At 65.9% G+C, this 20,113-nt stretch carries 23 protein-coding genes, 2 tRNA genes and 2 pseudogenes; 14 read left to right on the forward strand and 13 right to left on the reverse strand.

All coding sequences use genetic code 11. The annotated features are described in order from the left end of the window. Positions 1 to 3: 3 nt before the first annotated feature. The 5 genes and pseudogenes from E8M01_RS13465 to E8M01_RS13485 all read left to right on the forward strand — a co-directional run bounded on the left by E8M01_RS13465 (position 4) and on the right by E8M01_RS13485 (position 3,863). On the forward strand, positions 4 to 732 hold the full coding sequence (locus E8M01_RS13465; RefSeq protein ID WP_246088722.1) for a nucleotidyltransferase family protein: 729 nt from the start codon (positions 4 to 6) through the stop codon (positions 730 to 732). Between the two features lie 100 nt (positions 733 to 832). Then, positions 833 to 1,255, forward strand: coding sequence for a 30S ribosome-binding factor RbfA (gene rbfA, locus E8M01_RS13470; RefSeq protein WP_136960584.1), 423 nt, complete (start codon positions 833 to 835; stop codon positions 1,253 to 1,255). Continuing rightward, positions 1,174 to 2,175, forward strand: a pseudogene (gene truB, locus E8M01_RS13475) (tRNA pseudouridine(55) synthase TruB); the annotation flags it as partial. The gene rbfA and the pseudogene truB, both read left to right, overlap by 82 nt. 56 nt (positions 2,176 to 2,231) lie before the next feature. Then, positions 2,232 to 2,316, forward strand: a tRNA-Leu gene (locus E8M01_RS13480). A 344-nt stretch (positions 2,317 to 2,660) separates the two neighbouring features. Then, entirely contained in the window at positions 2,661 to 3,863 is a 1,203-nt protein-coding gene (locus E8M01_RS13485; protein WP_136960586.1) for an N-6 DNA methylase, read from the forward strand. Here E8M01_RS13485 and E8M01_RS13490 read toward each other — a convergent pair. Continuing rightward, a protein-coding gene (locus E8M01_RS13490; protein WP_136960587.1) for an IS3 family transposase occupies positions 3,855 to 5,008 on the reverse strand; the annotation gives its coding sequence in 2 pieces (ribosomal slippage) (positions 3,855 to 4,750 and positions 4,750 to 5,008; 1,155 coding nt in all). The genes E8M01_RS13485 and E8M01_RS13490 overlap by 9 nt on opposite strands. Before the next feature lie 21 nt (positions 5,009 to 5,029). Here E8M01_RS13490 and E8M01_RS13495 point away from each other — a divergent pair. Together E8M01_RS13495 and E8M01_RS13500 are read left to right on the forward strand one after the other, a co-directional pair. Beyond that, positions 5,030 to 7,228: a type ISP restriction/modification enzyme gene (locus E8M01_RS13495; RefSeq protein WP_136960588.1), complete on the forward strand. Its 2,199-nt coding sequence runs from the start codon at positions 5,030 to 5,032 to the stop codon at positions 7,226 to 7,228. A gap of 27 nt (positions 7,229 to 7,255) precedes the next feature. After that, positions 7,256 to 7,528: a hypothetical protein gene (locus tag E8M01_RS13500; protein ID WP_136960589.1), complete on the forward strand. Its 273-nt coding sequence runs from the start codon at positions 7,256 to 7,258 to the stop codon at positions 7,526 to 7,528. Between the two features lie 113 nt (positions 7,529 to 7,641). Here the strand turns inward: E8M01_RS13500 and E8M01_RS13505 are convergent, their stop codons facing one another. Beyond that, entirely contained in the window at positions 7,642 to 8,205 is a 564-nt protein-coding gene (locus E8M01_RS13505; RefSeq protein ID WP_170181890.1) for a PRC-barrel domain-containing protein, read from the reverse strand. A gap of 227 nt (positions 8,206 to 8,432) precedes the next feature. Beyond that, the gene (ampC, locus tag E8M01_RS13510; RefSeq protein WP_136964619.1) at positions 8,433 to 9,554 is read right to left on the reverse strand and encodes a class C beta-lactamase; all 1,122 of its coding nucleotides are present in this window, start codon (positions 9,552 to 9,554) and stop codon (positions 8,433 to 8,435) included. A gap of 187 nt (positions 9,555 to 9,741) precedes the next feature. On the opposite strand from ampC, the pseudogene E8M01_RS35985 reads away from it, so the two are divergent. Next, positions 9,742 to 9,957, forward strand: a pseudogene (locus tag E8M01_RS35985) (LysR substrate-binding domain-containing protein); the annotation flags it as partial. A gap of 75 nt (positions 9,958 to 10,032) precedes the next feature. On the opposite strand, the gene E8M01_RS13520 reads toward E8M01_RS35985, so the two are convergent. The 3 genes from E8M01_RS13520 to E8M01_RS13530 all read right to left on the reverse strand — a co-directional run bounded on the left by E8M01_RS13520 (position 10,033) and on the right by E8M01_RS13530 (position 12,188). Next, on the reverse strand, positions 10,033 to 10,350 hold the full coding sequence (locus E8M01_RS13520) for a PilZ domain-containing protein (RefSeq protein ID WP_136960591.1): 318 nt from the start codon (positions 10,348 to 10,350) through the stop codon (positions 10,033 to 10,035). A 111-nt stretch (positions 10,351 to 10,461) separates the two neighbouring features. Continuing rightward, positions 10,462 to 11,751 (reverse strand): UDP-N-acetylglucosamine 1-carboxyvinyltransferase, encoded by a 1,290-nt coding sequence (gene murA / locus E8M01_RS13525; RefSeq protein ID WP_136960592.1) that lies wholly within the window; start codon positions 11,749 to 11,751, stop codon positions 10,462 to 10,464. 245 nt (positions 11,752 to 11,996) lie between these two features. After that, positions 11,997 to 12,188, reverse strand: a complete 192-nt coding sequence (locus E8M01_RS13530; protein WP_136960593.1) for a hypothetical protein — start codon at positions 12,186 to 12,188, stop codon at positions 11,997 to 11,999. A 142-nt stretch (positions 12,189 to 12,330) separates the two neighbouring features. Here E8M01_RS13530 and E8M01_RS13535 point away from each other — a divergent pair. The 3 genes from E8M01_RS13535 to E8M01_RS13545 all read left to right on the forward strand — a co-directional run bounded on the left by E8M01_RS13535 (position 12,331) and on the right by E8M01_RS13545 (position 13,202). Further along, positions 12,331 to 12,405, forward strand: a tRNA-Thr gene (locus tag E8M01_RS13535). A gap of 133 nt (positions 12,406 to 12,538) precedes the next feature. After that, the gene (locus E8M01_RS13540; RefSeq protein ID WP_246088723.1) at positions 12,539 to 12,874 is read left to right on the forward strand and encodes a type II toxin-antitoxin system RelE family toxin; all 336 of its coding nucleotides are present in this window, start codon (positions 12,539 to 12,541) and stop codon (positions 12,872 to 12,874) included. Beyond that, the gene (locus E8M01_RS13545; protein WP_136960594.1) at positions 12,792 to 13,202 is read left to right on the forward strand and encodes a helix-turn-helix domain-containing protein; all 411 of its coding nucleotides are present in this window, start codon (positions 12,792 to 12,794) and stop codon (positions 13,200 to 13,202) included. Before E8M01_RS13540 ends, E8M01_RS13545 begins: the two co-directional genes overlap by 83 nt. A 35-nt stretch (positions 13,203 to 13,237) precedes the next feature. Here E8M01_RS13545 and E8M01_RS13550 read toward each other — a convergent pair whose 3' ends face one another. From E8M01_RS13550 to E8M01_RS13580, 7 genes are all read right to left on the reverse strand, one after another. Continuing rightward, positions 13,238 to 14,017: a YbaY family lipoprotein gene (locus tag E8M01_RS13550; RefSeq protein WP_246088724.1), complete on the reverse strand. Its 780-nt coding sequence runs from the start codon at positions 14,015 to 14,017 to the stop codon at positions 13,238 to 13,240. A gap of 149 nt (positions 14,018 to 14,166) precedes the next feature. Beyond that, complete coding sequence (locus tag E8M01_RS13555; RefSeq protein WP_136960595.1) at positions 14,167 to 14,892, reverse strand: outer membrane protein; 726 nt, start codon at positions 14,890 to 14,892, stop codon at positions 14,167 to 14,169. 253 nt (positions 14,893 to 15,145) lie between these two features. Next, positions 15,146 to 15,535, reverse strand: a complete 390-nt coding sequence (locus tag E8M01_RS13560; protein WP_136960596.1) for a helix-turn-helix domain-containing protein — start codon at positions 15,533 to 15,535, stop codon at positions 15,146 to 15,148. Positions 15,536 to 15,749: 214 nt separating this feature from the next. Continuing rightward, the gene (locus tag E8M01_RS13565) at positions 15,750 to 16,022 is read right to left on the reverse strand and encodes a hypothetical protein (protein ID WP_136960597.1); all 273 of its coding nucleotides are present in this window, start codon (positions 16,020 to 16,022) and stop codon (positions 15,750 to 15,752) included. A gap of 27 nt (positions 16,023 to 16,049) precedes the next feature. Then, positions 16,050 to 16,628, reverse strand: coding sequence for an isochorismatase family protein (locus E8M01_RS13570; protein WP_246088725.1), 579 nt, complete (start codon positions 16,626 to 16,628; stop codon positions 16,050 to 16,052). Further along, complete coding sequence (locus tag E8M01_RS13575) at positions 16,628 to 17,233, reverse strand: GNAT family N-acetyltransferase (RefSeq protein ID WP_136960598.1); 606 nt, start codon at positions 17,231 to 17,233, stop codon at positions 16,628 to 16,630. The genes E8M01_RS13570 and E8M01_RS13575 overlap by 1 nt, the downstream gene beginning before the upstream one ends. Further along, a complete protein-coding gene (locus tag E8M01_RS13580) occupies positions 17,230 to 17,820 on the reverse strand; it encodes a hypothetical protein (protein WP_136960599.1) in 591 nt (196 codons plus the stop codon). Before E8M01_RS13580 ends, E8M01_RS13575 begins: the two co-directional genes overlap by 4 nt. An 86-nt stretch (positions 17,821 to 17,906) precedes the next feature. Here E8M01_RS13580 and E8M01_RS13585 point away from each other — a divergent pair, with 86 nt between their 5' ends. The 3 genes from E8M01_RS13585 to E8M01_RS13595 all read left to right on the forward strand — a co-directional run bounded on the left by E8M01_RS13585 (position 17,907) and on the right by E8M01_RS13595 (position 20,100). Next, positions 17,907 to 18,956: a LysR family transcriptional regulator gene (locus E8M01_RS13585; protein ID WP_136960600.1), complete on the forward strand. Its 1,050-nt coding sequence runs from the start codon at positions 17,907 to 17,909 to the stop codon at positions 18,954 to 18,956. A 401-nt stretch (positions 18,957 to 19,357) separates the two neighbouring features. After that, complete coding sequence (locus tag E8M01_RS13590; RefSeq protein ID WP_136960601.1) at positions 19,358 to 19,687, forward strand: low affinity iron permease family protein; 330 nt, start codon at positions 19,358 to 19,360, stop codon at positions 19,685 to 19,687. Positions 19,688 to 19,977: 290 nt separating this feature from the next. Beyond that, positions 19,978 to 20,100 carry a potassium-transporting ATPase subunit F gene (locus E8M01_RS13595; protein WP_211596723.1) on the forward strand — a complete coding sequence of 41 codons (123 nt, stop codon included), beginning with the start codon at positions 19,978 to 19,980 and terminating at the stop codon, positions 20,098 to 20,100. Positions 20,101 to 20,113: the final 13 nt, after the last annotated feature.

The following is a 20,113-nucleotide window of genomic DNA, read 5'->3' on the forward strand; positions in this document are numbered from 1 at the left end:
GCCGTGAGTCGTGCCGTCACTTCGATCAACACCGCCATGGTGCTGGCCGCCGGCCTCGGCACGCGCATGCGGCCGATCACCGACCGGATCCCCAAGCCGCTGGTCGAGGTCGCCGGCAAGACCATGCTCGATCACGTGCTGGATCCGCTCGCCGCGGCCGGCATCGAGACCGCGGTGGTCAATGTCCACCACCTGGCCGATCAGATCGAGGCAGCGGTGGCGCGCCGCGCCAGGCCAGCGATCGTCGTTTCCGACGAGCGCCAGGCCCTGCTCGATTCCGGCGGCGGCGTGGTCAAGGCCCTGCCGTGGCTGGGTGACAGCTTCGTCATCCGCAATGCCGACAGCTTCTGGACCGACCGGACGCAGTCGAACGTGACAAGGCTGATCCAGGCCTTCGATCCCGCGCGGATGGACACGCTCCTGCTGCTGGCCTCGCTCACCGACAGTGTCGGCTTCGACGGCGCCGGTGATTTTTTCCGCGACGATGCCGGACGCCTGGAGCGGCGCGGCAAACGGTCCACGGCGCCTTTCGCCTATGCCGGCGCGGCGATCATGCAGGCCGCCGATTTCGCCGGCCGGCAGCCGGGCGAAGCCTTCTCGCTCAACGACATGTGGAATGCGTCGATTGCCCGGGGCCGGCTCTTCGGCCTGCCGCTGGACGGGCTCTGGCTGCATGTCGGCACGCCCGAGGCGATCGGCGAAGCGGAAGCCGCGATCGCAGCGGCAAACTGAGGTTTCGCTTCAAGAGGCTTCCCTTCGGGCCCGGCCGGGTGTATTCCGCCGCCTCCTTTTCGCTTCCCCCCGGTCCGATCCCGGGAGAAGGACAAAAATCATGGCCAAACGTTTCGATACGGGCACCGGCCCGTCCCAAAGGCAATTGCGCGTCGGCGAACTGCTGCGCCACGCGCTCGCCGACGTGCTCTCGCGCGGCGAAGTGCACGACCCGGTGCTGACGGCCCATGTCGTCACCGTGCCCGAGGTGAAGATGTCGCCCGACCTGAAGATCGCCACCTGTTTCATCATGCCGCTGGGCGGCAAGGACAAGGAAGCGGTGATCGAGGCGCTGGCGCGCAACAAGCGCTATCTGCGCGGCGAGCTCGCCCATCGCACCAATCTGAAATTCGCCCCCGACCTGCGCTTCCGCATCGACGGCTCGTTCGACGAAGGCTCGCGCATCGATCGCCTGCTCGACAGCGATGCGGTGCGCCGCGACCTCGACCGCAAGGACGGCACCCAGGACGAGGACGAACGATGAACCAGCCGCGCTCGAAGAAGATCGACGTCCATGGCTGGATCGTGCTCGACAAGGATCTCGGCCAGACCTCGACCCATGCCGTCTCGGCGGTCCGCCGCCTGTTCAACGCCAAGAAGGGCGGCCATGCCGGCACGCTCGACCCGCTCGCCTCGGGCCTCCTGCCGATCGCGCTCGGCGAAGCCACCAAGACCGTGCCCTTCGTCATGGACGGCCGCAAGACCTATCGCTTCACGGTGACCTGGGGGTCGGAGACCACGACCGACGACACCGAGGGCGAGGTAACCGCCCGCTCCGACCTGCGTCCGAGCCGCGAGGCGGTCGAGGCGCTGCTGCCCCGCTATACCGGCACCATCATGCAGGTGCCGCCGAAATTTTCGGCCATCAAGGTCGATGGCGAGCGTGCTTACGATCTCGCCCGCGACGGCGAGGAGGTGACGCTCGCCGCCCGGCCGATCACCATCGACAGCCTGACCTTGGTATCGCTCTCCGAGACCTCGGCCGAGTTCGAGGCGGAATGTGGCAAGGGCACCTATGTCCGGGCCATCGCCCGCGATATCGGTCGCGACCTCGCCTGTTTCGGCCATGTCACCGCGCTGCGCCGCACCCGCGTCGGGCCGTTCGGCGAGAACGACACCGTGACGCTGGAGGAACTGCGCGAATTGCTCGACGGCAAGATCGACAGCCAGACCCTCGACGATGCCTTGCTGCCGGTCGAGGCGGCCCTGGCCGAGGTGCCGGAGGTGCAGGTGACCCGTGATGTCGCCGCGCGGCTGGTGCGCGGCCAGAGCGCCATTCTGCGCGGGCGCGACGCGCCGGTCGGCGGAACCGTATGGGTTTCCGCCGGTGGCGATCCGATCGCGGTCTGCGAAGTCGAGCGCGGCGAGCTGGTGCCGAAGCGGGTCTTTGTCTTCCAGGCGTGAATAAGTTTCACGCCTGCGTTGACGCGCCGGCTCGGCATGGCTATGACACGCGCCTCGCCCAGATGGCGGAATTGGTAGACGCGCACGGTTCAGGTCCGTGTACCGCAAGGTGTGAAGGTTCGAGTCCTTTTCTGGGCACCAATTCTCAAGCGCCCGTCCCTTGATCCAAGGGGCGGGCGTTTTTGCGTCAGGGGCGCCGGCGAAACCGCAAAAAGCCCGCGCCGATGGCTCGACGCGGGCTGGTTTGAGCGAGTCTTGACGCTCGACAATGGCGACCTGTGGGCAGGTCCTGCGGCAAAGAGCCGGAGCCCGCGCTCGATACGCTGAGTGGCCCGGTCGCCGTCCTTGAACCGGCTTCGATATCTCGCACTGCGTCGAGCACATCGGCAGTCGCAAGAGGTGGGGGAGAACGAGGAGACGGGGTGGCGTTCAGGAGGGTTTGATTTTTTCCGCCGCAACCTAGAGTGATGAGCTTGGGGGAAATCATGTCAGGTCCGTCGCTCGATACTGTCGTTTCGACCTTCGGCCAGAGCGCCAAGGCCAAGCTGTCTAATCCGGCCATCGCCGGCGCGCCGGAGGACCAACTCCGCAGTCCGCTTGAAGTCCTCATTGAGCAGGGGCTTGCGCCCATCGCCGGGCATGCAGTCGGCCAGGTGAGCCTCGTCGGCGAAACCGGCCTTGCCGACATTAAGACGCGGCCGGATTATGCAGTCACCGTTGGGAAAGTACTGGTTGGCTTTATCGAGCTCAAGGCGCCCGGTAAGGGCGCCGATCCCCGCAAATTCCAGGACCCGCACGACAAGGACCAGTGGGCGCGACTGAAGTCCCTCCCCAACCTCCTTTACACTGACGGCAATGCCTTCAGCCTATGGCGCGACGGAGCGCCCCAGGGGTCCATCATCCGTCTTGAAGGCGACGTGGAAATCTCCGGGGTCAAGTTGAAGGCGCCCGGTGAGCTCGTGGCCCTGTTCAGTGACTTCCTGTCTTGGAGCCCCATCCCGCCGAAATCGCCGAGGCGGCTCGCCGAGATCAGTGCCCGCCTCTGTCGGCTGCTGCGTGATGAGGTGAGTGAGCAACTCGAGCGTGGTAGCTCGGGCCTGACAGGCCTTGCCGACGACTGGCGGAAGTTGCTCTTTCCGCAGGCCGACGACGCCCAGTTCGCCGATGGCTACGCCCAGGCTGTGACCTTCGGCCTGCTGATCGCTCGCACCCGCGACATCTCACTCGCGGACGGCATCGAGCACGCTGCATCTGACCTGAAGAAATCGAACTCGCTCATCGGCACGGCGCTCGGCCTCCTGACGGACAATCCGGTCAACCAGAAGGCACTCGCCACCTCACTTGGCGCCATGACGCGCGTGCTGAACGAGGTGAATTGGGCGGAGGTCAGCAAGGATGACCCCGATGCCTGGCTCTATTTCTACGAGCACTTCCTTGAGGTCTACGACAACACCCTTCGTAAACGGACGGGCTCCTACTACACCCCGCCGGAAGTGGTGAACGCCATGGTTCGGTTTGTCGACGATGTGCTCCGCGGACCCCTGTTCGGACGTGCTGCCGGTCTCGCCTCGGCGGAAGTAACGGTGGCTGACCCCGCTGTCGGCACAGGCACCTTCCTGCTGGGCGTGCTTCGGAAAATTGCCGCCAATTGGCCTGCTGCCGGTTCCGTGGACACGTTCCTAAGCTAAATTCGCTTGGTTTTCGAACTCCATCGGACTGAGATAGCCGAGCGTCGAATGACGCCGGCGTGGATTGTAGAAGCGTTCGATGTAATCGAACACGTCAGCCTTGGCCTGATCGCGCGTGCGGTAGACCTTGCGAGCCGTACGCTCGGTCTTGAGCGAGGAGAAGAAGCTCTCCATTGCGGCGTTATCCCAGACGTTTCCGGAGCGGCTCATCGAACAGATGACGCCATTATCGGCCATCAGACGCTGGAACGGCGCGCTGGTGTATTGGCTGCCCCGGTCGGAGTGATGCAGCAGGGCGTCGGGCTTGCCCCGGCGCCAGATCGCCATCATGAGCGCATCGGTGACGAGTTGTGCCATCATCGACGCGTTCATGGACCAGCCAACCACCCGCCGCGAGAAGAGGTCGACAACCGCGGCCACGTAGAGCCAGCCTTCGGCCGTCCAGACATAGGTGAAGTCTGCCACCCACTTCTGGTTCGGCGCCGATGCCTGGAACTGGCGATCGAGCAGGTTTGACGCGATGCCGACGCTGACCCGCTCCCCCGTATCAGGGGGAAGGCCACGGCGCCGCGGCCGAGCGCGAAGAGCTTGACCGTGCATCAGACGTTCGATCCGGTGGAGCCCGCAGGAAACGCCATCGGCGAGAACGTCATGCCAGACCCGGCGAGCACCATAGGTTCTGTCGCTGGCAACGAAGCTCGCTCGCACCTTCGCGCCGATCGCCTCATCGTCCTTGGCCCGCTGGCTCGGGGACCTTGTGAGCCAGGCGTAGAAGCCAGAACGCGAGACCCCGAGCGCCTCACACAACCATGCCGTCGGCCAGATCCCCCGATGTTTCGCGACGAACCCGAATTTCATATCGAGTCCTTCGCGAAGTAGGCCGCGGCTTTTTTTAGGATATCTCGTTCGGCCTTGAGCTTGGCAACCTCGCGTCTCAGCCGCTCGATCTCCAACTGCTCGGGCTTCATCTGGCCCTGGCCGGGGAACGCCTGCTGCGGATCGGCCACAAAATCCTTGGCCCATTTGCGCAGCACGTTCTCATGCACATCCAGGTCGCGCGCCGCTTGCGCGACCGCAACCCCGCGCTCCTTGATCAGCTTCACAGCCTCGAGCTTGAACTCCCGGCTGAACTTTCGTCGTTGCATAGGCCACCTCCGGCTTCACAGTTGACACCCAAACTCGGTGTCCGTGAAACCGGCAGCAGGCCAAATGTCACCGCGGACTTGGGGCCGGGCGCGGTGAGGGGAGCTATTGCTGCGGCGGCCGACCGGCTGATCGGGTTCGAACTGCAATTCGGCCCCTTTGCTGTCGCCCAGCTTCGTCTCATCGCCGAATTCCAGACGCTGATGAAGGTCAAGGACAGTGAGACCTCGACCCTGCCGGCGTTGAAGCTCTTCATCACCGACACGCTTGGCAACCCTTACGTCGAGGACGAATGGCTACCGCAGTTCATGCAACCTATCGCGCGCTCGCGGCAGGAGGCCAACGCCATCAAGAAGGGCCAGCCGATCACCGTGGTGATCGGAAACCCGCCCTACAAGGAGAAGGCCGAGGGGCGCGGAGGCTGGATCGAGGCCGGCTCCGCCGGGCGCGCGGCACCTCTGGACTGGTGGCGCCCGCCCGCGGAATGGGGTGTTGGCGCGCACACCAAACATCTGAAGAACCTCTACATCTATTTCTGGCGCTGGGCGACCTGGAAGGTCTTCGGCACCGGCCATGCGGCAGCCGCCGGCCAGCCGGACAGGGATGAGGAGGGCATCATCTGCTACATCACGGTCGCCGGGTTCCTGAATGGCGAAGGCTTTGAGAAGATGCGGCAGGACCTGCGCCGGACCGCCTCCGCCATCTGGGTGATTGACTGCTCGCCGGAGGGCCACCAGCCGGAGGTCGCAACACGCATATTCCAGGGCGTGCAACAGCCGGTTTGCATCGTCGTTGCGGCCCGAAAGAAGGGCAAGCAGGCCGACGCGCCCGCGTCGGTTCAATATATCACCTTGCCCGAGGGCCGCCGCGAGGACAAGTTCTCAGCCCTCGCAAGGCTGTCGCTCGCAGACGGTGCGTGGGTCGCCTGCCCTACGGGCTGGCGCGAACCTTTTCTGCCAGCCGCCACCGGGCTCTGGGCCGAGATGCCGGCGCTCACCGACCTGTTCGTCTATGACGGGTCCGGCGTCATGCCGGGTCGCACCTGGGTGATCGCGCCGGATCGCGGGACCCTGTCGCGCCGCTGGGACCGGCTCATTGCTGAAAAGGATGCTGACAGGAAAGAAGTGCTCTTCCATCCGCATCTACGGGGAGGCGAGCCGGGGGACAAACATGTCCGCAAGGACCTTAAGAAGGGGCTGGCGAACCATGAGCAGAGGTTGTCACCAGTGATCAGCGAGACCCAGTCGGTCATCAAACCAGTGCGGTATGGGTTCCGCTCCTTGGACCGGCAGTGGATCATTCCCGATGCCCGGCTGATCAACCAATCGAACCCTTCGCTTTGGGACGACTATTCCGACAAGCAGGTGTTTCTGACCGCGCCAGACGACCGCTCGCCTTCGAACGGTCCGGCGCTGACATTTCTCGGCCTCATCCCGGACTTGCACCACTACAACGGCCGTGGTGGCCGGACCATGCCGCTCTGGCGCGATGCGGCGGCGAGCCTGACGAACATCCGCTCCGAGGCCCTTGCCTTCCTCGCTGAATCCTACGGCCGCGAGGTCACTCCCGAAGACGTCATGGCATATCTGGCCGCGCTCATGGCCCATCCGGCCTTTACGGAGCGCTTTGAGCGCGACCTAATACAACCCGGCTTGCGCGTCCCGCTCACCGCCGACGCCGGACTCTTTGGCCGAGCCGTAGAGATCGGCGGCGAGGTAGTCTGGCTGCACTGCCATGGCGAGCGCTTCGTCAACCCGGCCGCCGGCCGTCCGAAGGGTCCACCGCGCCTACCTGTGGAGGAGGGCCCCTTCCTTCCCGAGAGCGGCGCTATTCCCGGGGCTCCGGAGCCACTGCCCGACACGATCAGCTACGATGCCTCCACGCGCCATCTTATCATCGGCAAGGGCCATGTTGACCGGGTGACGCCAGCCATGTGGGCCTATGAGGTTTCCGGTAAACCAGTGATCCGCCAATGGTTCAGCTACCGCCGGCGCGATCGGACCCGCCCGATCATCGGTGATCGGCGGCCGCCCTCGCCCCTTGACGCCATCCAGCCCGACCATTGGCTAGCCGAATATGACAGTGACCTCATCGACCTGCTGCACGTCATCGGCCGGCTGGTGAAGCTGGAGCCGGCGCAGGCTGAATTGCTCAAAGAGGTTCTGGACAAGCCGCTGATCAGGCTTGAGACGCTGGCGTCCGACGCCGATCATGGGCTGTGATTCGGTCAGGATGCAGCAAAGGCTCCCATGGGTAAGGCACAGCTCGACATGTTCTCGGGTCAAGACGACCTGTTTCCGGTCGCGCCCACGTCCTATCGGGCCGACCCGGATCGGGTGCGCCGTCGGCTGGAGCGCATTCTGGCAGAGCTGAAGGCGGCCGGTTCAATGCCGTGGGATACTGAGAAGCGCCGCTATCACCAAACCGTCGTGCCGCAGATGACCCTCTGGCTGCCAGAGGGGGAAGCTGCCCAGTTCCGCCTCGTCTTCGATACCGAGATGGCGCGACTTGGTGAAGTTTGACGATCGAAGGCTTCCCATGCGGCCCATCACTGGGACATAAAGCAACAAGGAAACCCGCGCCGATGGCTCGACGCGGGCTGGCTAGATCTGCTTTCGGCTCTCGACCGCGCCTGTTACTGGCTGCCCTCGATAAAGCGCGGCATGGCGTTCAGCTGATCCTTGGTGCGCATGACGATGGCGAACATCTTGCCGTTCGTATCACGCATCAGCCGGAGATCCTGCCAGTCGAGGGCGATCGCCTTCTCGCCGATGCCGAGGAAGCCGCCGACGCCGAGAACGATCTGCTTGACCCGGCCGTCATTGGTCAGCACCAGCGAGTTGACCTCGCCGATATTGTCGTGACGCTCGCGCATGGCGCGCCACTGGGCGTCGTCCATGGTGGCTGGCGCGGCCGACGGCGCCGGCACGGTCGATGCCGTGGTCGTCGGATCGGCAGCACTCGCCGCATTGGCCGGTTTCGGCGCATAGACGGTCATGCCGATCAGGCTGCGGGTGGTGAATTCATTGGGTGACATTGAACTCTGCACCGGACGCGCCGCCGGTGCCGTCTGAGGTGCCGGCGCTGTCTGAGGCGCCGCCGGTGCGGTCTGCGGCGTCGTTTGCGGTGCGGTCTGGGCCATGGCGGCGCCGCTCAGCGCAACCAGGACCGAGGCGATAGCCAGACTGTTCCGGGTCATTGTGATCTCCCTTGTCATCGAAAAGACGTGACCCGTGGTCGCGTGGACCGGCGCGGCGGCCGGCCCATGCGGCGGGATATCGATGAAACGCGGGAGTTGTGCCGGCCGTTCCCCGAGGCGGCCGATTTCGGCGCCGCGACGAAACCGTGGACCGCGGAGCCTGTCGTTTGCGGGATCGCGTGCCAGCACGTGCCGGGAGCGCCGGCCCGGACCTTTTGCGCGCCCGGCTATGGCGCCAGCCGGGACAGGACGGCGAAGGCCGCCCTCACGCGGGCCTCGTTGGGGTAGTTCTTGTTGGCGAGCATGACGATCCCGATGCGTCTTGCGGGGATATAGGCGACATAGGCGCCGAAGCCGTTCGTCGATCCGGTCTTGTTGATGAGGACGTCCTGGCGTGGCGCCATTGGCGGCTCGATCCTTTCGACCGGCATCGGCTCGCGATTGGCCGACGGCGCGTTGCCCGCGACGAGGTTCGCGAGTGCGACGGGATAGGGATAGTGTTCCCAGATCAGGTCCTGGACGAAGGGACCCGCCCGGAACGATCCGGTGTGGGTCGCCATGACCGCCCGGCTGACCCGTTCCGGCACCTCGCCGAGGCCCATATTCACCTCCAGGAAGCGCATCATGTCGACGCTGTTCGACTTCACCCCATAAGCTTCGGATGCGAGCATGCCGGGACCGACCCGGACCGGCGCGTCGGCGCGCGTGTAGCCCCAGGCATAAGATTTCATCTCGTTGGGCGGAACGTTGATATAGGTCCGGCGCAGGCCGAGATCCGGGAACAGCCGGCGCTCCATCAGGTTCTCGAAGCTGTCGCCCATGCTCCTGGCGGCGATCACCCCGAGCAGGCCGACGCTCGGATTGGCATAACTTCGCCGCGTTCCCGCGGCGAACTGCGGTTTCCAGTTGCGGAAATAGGCCATCAGCTGGTCACGATCCCGGACCGTGTCGGGCACCTGCAGCGGGAAGCCGCCGGCCGTATGCGTGGCGAGATCGCGCACGCTGACCCGGCCGAGCGGCGTGCCCGCGAGTTCGGGCAGGTGGTCGCCGATATTGCCATCGAGCGACAGCTTGCCGGCGACCTCCGCCGAGGTGGCGAGCGTCGCGGTGAAGGTCTTGCTGATCGACCCGAGTTCGAACAGCGTGTCGCGGGTGACCGGGACCCGTGGCTCCCGCGAGGCCAGGCCATAGTCGAAGAAATGGCGCTGCCCGTTGATCGTGACGGCCACGGCGAGCCCGGGTATGCCGAATTGTTCGATGATCGGCGTCATCGCGTCATCGACCGCCTGCTTCACGTCGGCGTCGCGCAGGGCGCCGGCAGAGGCATGGGGAGCGCTCGCGAGCGCCATGGCAACAAGGCTGGCGGCTATCCGGGGCAACAGTCGTGGCGACAAGGGAACCTCCTGAGGTGTCGGACCAGCACGCCGTCTATGACCCCTTCCAGGCCCCTGGCAAACGATGATATCTGGGCTGAGTCATTAGAAAAATTCTGGTGTCGATGGTTCGGCCCGTCCTGTCGCCGAACGCCTTGCGGCCATTCGCGGCCTCGGCCGGGCATCGCGCTGGTCTGCCGCCGCTGGCGCAGAACCCTGGCCGCAGCTCGCCTGCGCCATCGCGTGCGGTTCGTCGCTCGCGCTGGTGGCGGCCGCGGCGCAGGGCGCCGGTGTCGCCCTCGCGCCCGCTTCGACTGCATCGCGCCAGCTTGGCAACGGTTCGATCCGGCGGCCTTTCGAGGGCCCCGATTTCGCCGGGGAGCTATGGGCTGGCCGGGCTCAAGTCGCAGAAATCCACGGCCGCCATGACGGCCTTCGGCCAAGGGATCACGGCTCAGGCGTCCGGGTCCTGGTCGATGAAGGCGACCCCGAGGGTTCGGCCCTGGCGCCAGACCAGGCGGCACAGCCGGTTCGGCCTGCGGTTGCGCCCCAGCCGCAGAATGAACCGCTCGGCAAGCGCGCCATCGCCGGCGAGCGCCAGTTGCGCGCCGCTCGCGGAAATATCCAGGATCTGGCAGGGGCTGGTGCTGCCGTCCGCCAGGTTTTCGATGGCGGCGGCGTAGCGCAGGTCGCGGCGGCTGGCCTGGCGCGGCTCGGGCTCGCCGACACGCGGTCGCGCGCGCTTGGCTCGAACGGGGCCCGGCTTCAGCAAGGCAAATGCTCCTGTCCCGGCCCGCCGAAGCGCGGACCGGCATCAGGCGGTCTAGCAGGCAATGCTTTCGCAATGGTGGAACCGCCGGCGCAAAGGCCGCCGGCCGGGCGCTCAGCCGGAAATGCGCTCGATGTCCGCGCCGCAGGCGGCAAGCTTGGTTTCCAGCCGCTCGAAGCCGCGATCGAGATGATAGACCCGGTTGACCATGGTCTCGCCCTGGGCGGCGAGTGCCGCGATGACCAGCGAGACCGAGGCGCGCAGATCGGTCGCCATGACCGGCGCGCCCTTCAGCGTGTCGACCCCCTCGATGGTGGCGGTCTGGCCGTCCAGGTGGATATGGGCGCCGAGGCGGGCGAGCTCCTGCACATGCATGAAGCGGTTCTCGAAGATCGTCTCGGTGATCTTCGACGTGCCCTTGGCGCGGGTCATCAGGCCCATCAGCTGGGCCTGCAGGTCGGTCGGGAAGCCCGGGAACGGATCGGTGGTCACCGAGACCGGCGACAGGCCGTGGCCGTTGCGCTGGACCCGGATGCCCTCGTTGGTGGTGGTGATCTCGGCGCCGGCCTCGACCAGCACGTCGAGCGCCGACTGCAGCAGCTCCGGCCGGGCGCCCTCCAGCATCACGTCGCCGCCGGTCATGGCGACGCACATGGCATAGGTGCCGGTCTCGATGCGGTCGGCGACGACGGCATGGTGCGTGCCCTTCAGCCGGGTCACGCCGGTGATCTCGATCGTGCCGGTGCCGGCGCCCTTGATCTTGGCGCCCATCTTGATCAGGCATTCCGCGAGATCGACGATCTCGGGCTCGCGCGCGGCATTGTGGATGACCGTCGTGCCGTCGGCGAGCGAGGCCGCCATCAGCGCGACATGGGTGCCGCCGACGGTCACCTTGCCGAAATCGATCTCGGCGCCCTTCAGGCCTGTCGGGGCCTTGACCACGGCATAACCGGCATCGATGTCGATCTGGGCGCCGAGCCGCTCCAGCGCCTGCAGCAACAGGTCGACCGGCCGGGTGCCGATGGCGCAGCCGCCGGGCAGCGACACCTTGGCGACGCCCATGCGGGCAACCAGCGGCGCGATCACCCAGAAGCTGGCGCGCATGGTCGAGACGAGTTCATAGGGCGCTGTGGTGTCGACGATCGAGCGGGCGTTCAGCCGGACCGTCTGGCCCATCAGCACGTCGTCGCCCGAGCGCTTGCCGGCAATGGTCACGTCGACGCCGTGATTGCCCAGGATGCGCGCCAGGTTGGAGACATCCGACAGCCGCGGCACATTGGTCAGGGTCAGCTCGTCCTCGGTCAGGAGCGAGGCGATCATCAGCGGCAGCGCGGCGTTCTTGGCGCCGGAGATCGGAATGGTGCCGTGAAGCGGGCGGCCGCCGGTGATGCGGATGCGATCCATGCCGAACTCCTTGGGGCTGAACGATGCCGGCGCGGCGCGACGGCGCCGGTCTGGCTCAAGACAACAGAACGGCCGCGCGATTCCACGATATGCCGGCGCTGCCTGATGACCGGTCTAGCCGACGAAACAGGGCGAAACAAGGAAGGGAGTTCGGCGGCGGCGTGGCGGCCGGCTTCGATCCGGCCGCGCGGCGTGGCGGCCGCCCCGGCCATGCAGCGATGCATGAACGTCATGCACGCGGCCGGTCAGCCCTGCTCCTCCGGCTCGCCAGCCCCGGTTCCGGTTTGGGCCCGTCCGCGCGCCTGCGCCTTGCGCCGCTTGAGATTGGCCTTCAACTGCGCCGCCAGCCGTTCGGCGCGCCGATCGCGGCCGCGCTGTTCGGCCGCCTTGTCGTCGGCGGGTGATTTTTCGCTGGGTTTCGAAGCCTGGTCGGTCATGGCGTGGATGATTATCGGCACATCTCTTTGTGCTGCCAACCGCTAAACACGTCACCGGCCTCTTGCATCCCCGGTTGCCCTGTGGCAGGGAAGCGTCCCGATCGTCGGGGGCCGCATTCGAGCGACCTCGGCGCCTGGTTTGGCTGCGGTAGCTCAGTGGTAGAGCACTCCCTTGGTAAGGGAGAGGTCGAGAGTTCAATCCTCTCTCGCAGCACCAGTTTTTCGTCCATACCCGCCATCTCGCCTTGAGCTTGCCCCGAACGCGCTCGCGCATTTCTCTGCCCGTCGACGTTTCGGGCTAGAGATAATATCGCTTGCCACCGGCGATATCGTCTGAGATATTATCTCTCTTGAAAACGATCATCCTCACCGCTTCGGCAGCCAGGGAACTCGATGCCCTACCGGGTCAAGCGCGTTTGGCGGTGACGGAAGCGCTGGTTGGTTACGCGATCCATGGGCGGGGCGACGTCAAGGCGCTCTCCGGCCGCCAAGGCTACCGGATGCGTGTTGGCCAGTACCGGGTGATCTTCGGCGAGGACAGTACGACGATCCTCGCCATCTATATCGGCCGCGGGGCGACCACCACGGACAAGGGGAACCGAAATGTCGTTTCAGGCACCGACCGCACAGCGCTTCGTGACGCCGTCCGGCGACGAGATGGTGATCATTCCGCGCGCCGAATATGATCGACTGGTGGCGCTGGCCGCCGAGATCGACGAAGACGCCGAGGATGTCGCCACTTATGACCGCGCCAAAGCCGCGCTCGCCACGGCGGCTGACGTTGTCCTGCCGCCCGAGGTTAGCCGGCGAATGCTCGCCGGCGCCAGCCTGATCAAGGCGATCCGGAAATGGCGACTGCTCACGCAAGAGCAGGTTGCCGCGCATACCGGGCTGGCTCAGGGCTACCTTTCCGATATCGAAGGCGGCCGGAAGAAAGGCACGCCCGAGACGCTGGCAAAATTGGCCGAGGCGCTCGACGTCCCCGATTTTTGGCTGCAGACACCAGGCACTTGACCAAGGCCCGGTGGCGGAGAGCCGCTGAACCTGATTCACATCCGCGCCAGCACCAGGACCGGTGTGCCCCGGGCATCGGCGAGCACCAGTTTCTGGCGCACCGGATCGACCCGCCAGCCGCGTGCATCCTCGAGCGCCAGGAGGAATTTCCGCTCCTGGTCCATGGCCGCCGGCGTGCAGGCCATTTGGGTGGAGATCATGCGGCCGAACGCAATCGTCGCGCCTGATATCGTTGCGCGGCCGCCGATCCGGTTGCAGCCGCCGGTGCCCGAGACCCGGCCGTCAGGGGCGATCTCCAGGACCGACTGAAGCCGGTCGATGACCCCGCCACCCCTGATGTCCTCGGCCAGCCATCGGCCGGCCGGGCTTGGCTGACGCGGGGCCTCCGCCTGGCCACCGACGCGCTCGACGCGGATCTCGGTCTGGTTGCGGCCGCCGGCAAAAACCGGATGGCGCGTGGTGTTGATGAACATCAGCCGGTCGCCGTCGGTGATGCGCGCCTGCAGCGCATAGCTTCGCCGCGGCTGGATCTGCGCGCTGTCGAAGCGGAGGATGTAGCGGATCGGGTTGCGCGGTCCCGCGGCAATGCGCGTTTCGGCGATGGTGCGTGCCGGCGCGTCGGCCAGCGACACGTCGAGCAGCTTGACCTCGACAATGGTGGTTGGCGGCAGGGCGATGCGCTCGCGGTAGATGACCGTCCCGCGCAGCGTCCGGGCCGCGGCAAAGGCTTCGCTCGCCGGCAACAGCATCGCCAGGCCGGCAAGCCCGGTAAGGCTGCGCCGGGAGATCTCGGCCTTGTTCTTCTTGCTGTCCACAGGCGCGGCTCCTTCCCGATGGTTCAGGTCGGGCCGGAGTGTAGCCGGTGGAGAGCGGAACGCTCAATCGCGCCGCCCGGGCTGGTGCCACCTCAAAAAACGGGCCGCCCGAAGGCAGCCCGTTGCCGATGCTGATGGCTGAAAGACGATCAGTAGCGGGCGACCACGGCCGACGGGCCGGTGGTGAAGTGATAGGACAGGCCGAGCCGGACCGTGTGGATCTGCGGGTTGATGCGCTCGGCATAACCGATGAAGCGGGCGGTCGACTTGCCGTAATCGGTGTAGCGATATTCGATGCGGGCCGACAGGTTCGGCGTGAAGGCGTATTCGACGCCGGCGCCCAGGGTCCAGCCGGTGAAGCTGGTGCCGATCGATTCCGCCGGTACAAAAGAGAGATTGGTCGCGTTGGCGCCCAGGAACGCCACGCCGCCGGTGGCGTAGACCAGGGCGCGGTCGATGGCGAAACCGGCGCGGGCGCGCACCGAGGCGTTCCAGCGATGCTTCAGGCCGTTGATGTGACCGCCCGAGCCGCGGTCATTGCCGTTGATGCCCGAGGCTTCGATATCGCCTTCGAGACCGATCACGAACTGGTTGAACTGATAGAGATAGCCGGCATGCAGGCCGCCGACGATGCCCGACTGGCGGGCCGCATCCTGGATCAAGGGGAAGGTCGTCGCCGTCGACGGGACGCCATAGGGCTGCGAGGCCGAACCCCAGCCGTAACCGACCTGGCCGCCCAGGTAGAAGCCGGTCCAGTTGAACACCGGCGCCACGACGACCGCGGCGATCGGGCCGCGCGCGCCACCGAGGTCGGCGGCGAAGGCGCCGGTCGAAAGCGCGCCGACAGCAACGGCGGCAAGCAAGATCTTCTTCATGGCAATCCCCAGCGATGTATTTTCCGAATGCTGAGAATCTGAGTATTTCGCATGGCGATTTTGTACAAGCTCCAGCGGAAGGTCGCGATGCGGAACGGGCAATGCTGTTGCGCCGGCAGCACACGTGACGTGACACGTCAATTCGCTGGGAGCCCGGACGTTAATGGATACTGAAGAATTCAGGGGTTGCCGCAGGGCGGCAAGCAACGGTTCGCGCCATGCGGCCGGGTTCAGCCGGTGAGCCCGGATCGGCTCAATTGGCGGGTCGCGCGATACTCTCGGCAATATTGACCAGCGACCGGCGCACCGCCGGATCTTCGATGCGCGCATAGGCCTGGAGCAATTGGATGGCGCCCGGCACGATCAGCAGCGCGCCCGGCGTCGGCAGCATGTCTTCGGCCATTTCCGTTTCGGTCGGCGCGTCCTCGAAGAAAAACGACACGGGAACGCCCAGAATGCCGGACATCTGCATCAGGCGGCTCGCCCCGATCCGGTTGACGCCCTTTTCGTATTTCTGCACCTGCTGGAAAGTCAGACCCAGTCGCTCGCCGAGCTTTTCCTGACTGATGCCCAGCATCATCCGCCGCATACGCACCCGCATTCCGACATGCCGGTCGACCGGGTTCGGATTCTTGACCGACATTGCGTCTCCTCAGGATCTGCGCCGACGTGCTCTCGATGGCGCCTGACGCACGAAGGCACTCATGCAGCCACAAGGCATCGATACCGGCCTCTTCGAAATGGAACTCAACGTTTGCTCGGAACTATGTGGCATTTATTGCGATATTTCGTGGTGTCCACAAGTCGCCCACACATAGGTAAATCCTCTAGGGCGGTTGTTCCGGCGATTTGACGGCTCACGAGTGCCGTTTGGCCACCGTCAGCCTGATATGGCCGTCGGCGCCATAGTCGACCCGCAGATGTTCGGGCGCCTGGACCGAGCCGAGGAAGGTCTGCAGGCTCGACAGCGCATGATCCGGCATGGCGAGAATGCCGCGCATCAGTTCCAGAAGGCCCGGTTCCTGGCTCCAATAGACCAGTTCGCGCAGCCGCGTGATGTCGAAATTGTCGTCCAGCACGATCAGCTCGTCGGCTGGCGATCGATGGTGGTTTCGCTTCGGTGTCGTCATTCAAGTCTCCCATCGATGGGCCCCGGCTCAGCCGACGGCCGCAAGCGCCTGTTCTTCGGTCTGGATCTCGGCAAACCGGGCGACCAGCCCGATCAGCGTGGTCAGATAGGCATCGGGATCGGCGTCCTCGCGGGGGCGGGAGCCCGCGACGGCATCCGAAATGCAGATCAGTCTCTGGCCGCGGTGGAACCCTTCGATAGCGGTCGAGAGGATCGTCTCCTCCAGCGAGAAGCCCATGACGAAACAGTCCAGCGGCCCGAGATTGGCCAGGTAGTCGGCAAAGCGCGGCGAGCTGTAGGCCGATGGCAGGGGGTGCTCGAAGATCAGCTCGCCCGGCTGCGGCCGCCAGCCGGGGATCCAGTCGGTCAGGCTCGACGCCGGGTTGAACCAGGCCGCCCGGGCGACCCGCTTCAGATGGACGATCGGCCACATGCCGTCGCGCCAGGCTGACAAGAGCCGGCCGCAGGCGCCGAGCGCGGCATCGCCGTCGCGCACGGTATGGGCGCGGCCGGTCGCGATATATTCCTGCTGCAGGTCGCAGCAGATCAGCAAGGGCGCCGGCTGGCGCAGCCGGTCAGCGGCCGAGGCGAAGGATCGCGCCGGCACTAGACCGCAACCTTCAGGTCGCGCAGCGGGCTCGAGACGTTGCGGTCGGCCGAGCGTTCCAGCACACCGGCCTGGTCCCACTGGCCCTCGGGGCGAATGATCACATAGGGGTCGCTGTCGATGGTGATGGCGTTCGGGTCGGCCGGCAGGTCCAGGACCATTTCGGTATAGCTGAAGTCGGAGAACACGACCTTCCGGTTGTGGTGCAGGGGCTTGGCTCCGAAGCGCGCCCAGAAATCGACCAGCCGGTCCTGCGCCTGGCCGTAGATCCGCCGGTAGCCCTTGCGCTTGAGGAAGCCGACGCATTCGCGCACCAGCCGGAAGGCCACGGTGGAGCGACGGTACTGGTGGCGCACGGCGAGCCGCTCGACCTTGGCGAAGTCGGCAAAGAACCGTGCCCTCAGGCAGGCCACCGGTTCGCCGCCGATGAAACCGATGAAATGGGCGGCGACCAGGTCGTTGCCGTCGAATTCCTCCTCATAGGGGCAATCCTGCTCGGCCAGATAGACCGCCGAGCGGATCGCGGTGACCAGCATCAGATCCTGAACATTGCGGGCGATGCGGATCGTGATGGCTTTGGTGGCCGGGTCGGCATCGTTGCTCATGATGGGCCTCCGCCAGCCAAGGCCGGATCACCCACCACCGCGCCGCCGGCCCGATTGGCCAGCCGCCGATAGATCCACAGATCAGGTTGAAAGCTCGGTGTCCGCTCGAAACCGACCTGGCGCAGCAGGCGCGCGCCGTCGGCGGTCGCCGGCTGGGCGTAATAGTCGGCCACGGCAAAGGCGCCACGCATCATCCTGACCGCGACATCGGCGATGCCGGCGGCCGCCCGTCCGCGCGCGGCCAGCGCCCAGACGTAAAGCGCCGCCGGGCCCTCGTTGCGCCCGGCAAGCAGAGCCAGGTCGGGATCGGCGAAATCGAAGGTATCGAGCAGGACGTGTTCGAGGCCGTCCTGATTGAGATAGAGGAAGGCGATGCCACCTCTGATCCGGCCGCGGACGCGGAACGGAAAGATCGACGGCGCCTGATGCCGGTAGACGCGCTCGACCACGTCATTGCCGATCTTGACCGCGGAAATCGACTGCCGCGCCAGATCGGCCATGCCGGCAAGCTCGTGATGGCGTGCCGGCGAAGCATCGACGAGTTGCGCCGAGCTCAACAGATCCAGGGAATGTCGTGGCAAAATCATACCACTATCGTGACCACCGACAGGCATCTACAATCCCCCCAACAAGCAAGACCGATCGTTAAGCTAGTTGCGAGGAGGCAGGCGCGATGCAGGAGAAAACGCAGCGGGCTGCTGCGTCAGTGCAGCGTCAGAAGCCGATCGAGCCGATCGACGCGTCGTGGGGCGATCTGAAGATCTTTCTCGTCTGCGTCGATCACCACAGTTTCCGCAAGGGCGCCCAGATCCTGGGCATGACCGACACCACGGTGATGCGCCGGATCGATCGCCTCGAGGAGGCCCTGGGCTTTGCGCTGTTCGTCAGGCATCAGGCCGGCCTGCAACTGACCGACGAAGGCCGGGCGATCCTCGACGACGCCCGCAAGATGGAGCGCCTGAGCTTCGATATCTTCCGCCGCGCCGCCCATGCCGGCCCGGATCCGCAAGGCGTCGTGCGGCTGGCGGTCACCGAGGGCGTCGGAACCTATTGGGTGCTGCCGAAGCTGATCGATTTCCAGGCGACCTACCGGCGGCTGACGGTCGATCTGCGCTGCGCGATGGAGCCGGCCGATGTCGGCAGGCTGGAGGCCGATGTCGCCATCCAGTTCGCGCCGCCCGACAATCCCGACCTGATCATCGCCAAACTCGGCCGGCTGCACGTCTATCCCTTCGTTTCGGAAAACTACGCCCGTGATTTCGGCGTGCCCACCTCGATCGCCGAACTGCGCCAGCACCGGATCATCCAGCAGGTGGCGCCGCAGCTCGACGAGACCGCCTATGCGCGGGCGCTCGGCGTCGATTCGCTCGCCGGCATCGTCGGCATCCGCACCAATTCGTCGACCGCCACGCTTTATGCGGTCGAGCGCGGCGTCGGCGCCGGCATGCTGCCGACCTGCTCGATCGCGCTCGGCGCCCGGCTCGTGCCGCTCGATGTCGGCATCCGCCACCACCTGGATCTGTGGCTGACCTATCATCCCGAGCTGAAGCGCTCGGAAAAGCACATGTTGCTGGTGAACTGGCTGAAGCGGATCTTCGACCCCTCGCTCTACGCCTGTTTCAAGGACGAATTCATCCATCCGAGCGAACTCGCCGCGCGCATGGGCGATGCCGCCAAGGCGATGAGCCTCGGCGACTACGCGGCGCCGACGCCGCTGCGTTAGAGCCTGATCGTCTCGCATTGAGGCGCATGGCACCGAGGATTCCGCGCCTTCGCGACCTCGCGCCGGAACCACCGCCCTCACCTCGCCCCGGCGGGGAGAGGTCGACCGTGAGCGTAGCGAGCGGTTGGGAGAGGCGGGCGAGGCGCTGGACGAGACATCACCATGCGAAACGGGCAGCGCTTGGTTTGGAAGCCACAACGCCCCCTCTCCCGGCCTTCGTTCCTCAGGCCGACCTCTCCCCGCCGGGGCGAGGTGAGGGCGATGGCTCCAGTGCGAGATCTCGAAGGGGAGCAGTCCGAGGGCGCAACGCTTCGATCTGAAGCGATCACACGCTCGGCGACCAATCACGCCTCCAGGCCGGGGCCCACGGAACCGCCGGCCGGCCGCCGCGTTGGCAAACCATGACCGAACATCCGATCGGACGCCTGTTGACCACCCTCGGCACCTTGACGGCGCGCCCTGCCGCCTTCATCGTGGTCGGGCTGTTCGCTGCCGCCTGGCTGATCCTGTCGCCGGCGACGCTGGAGTGGCACGGTGTCGCGACGCTCGCGACCTGGCTGATGACGCTTCTGATCCAGCGCGCCGAACATCGCGACACCCAGGCGATCCAGGCCAAGCTCGATGAACTGCTGCGCGCCGAGCGGCTGGCGTCGAACGCCCTGACCAAGATAGACGACCAGGAGCCGGAGGCGATCGAGGCGCATCGCGAGCGGGCCCAGAAGTCCGACTGACGGGCCGGCCACCGCTGCCGGTTCCGCGACACGATCAGCCCGGTCGCCTCGGTCAGGCCTGCAGCCGGGGCCAATCGCTTTTGCGCGATGCCAGCCGGCGGCGATGTCGACCCGTCCCGCGGCGGCACCCTTACAGGCTCTTTATGCCGGGCTGGCGCCTTCCGCATCGCTCCCTGATGCCGATCGGACGCAATAAGGGCCGACTTCATTCCAAGCCGTGGAAGGGTTTGCCGTGTCTGATCTCATCTATGTCGCACTGGGTCTCGGGCTGTTCGGCCTGATGATCGTTTATGTCCGCGCCGCGACGCGAGCATGAGGGCACCACGATGTTCGATCTCATTCTCGCCGGGACGGTGGGCCTCGGGCTCGCCTTCTATCTCATCCTTGTCCTCCTCCGCCCCGAGAAGTTCTGACGCATCTCGCGTT

Source organism: Phreatobacter stygius (assembly GCF_005144885.1).
Classification (GTDB): domain Bacteria; phylum Pseudomonadota; class Alphaproteobacteria; order Rhizobiales; family Phreatobacteraceae; genus Phreatobacter; species Phreatobacter stygius.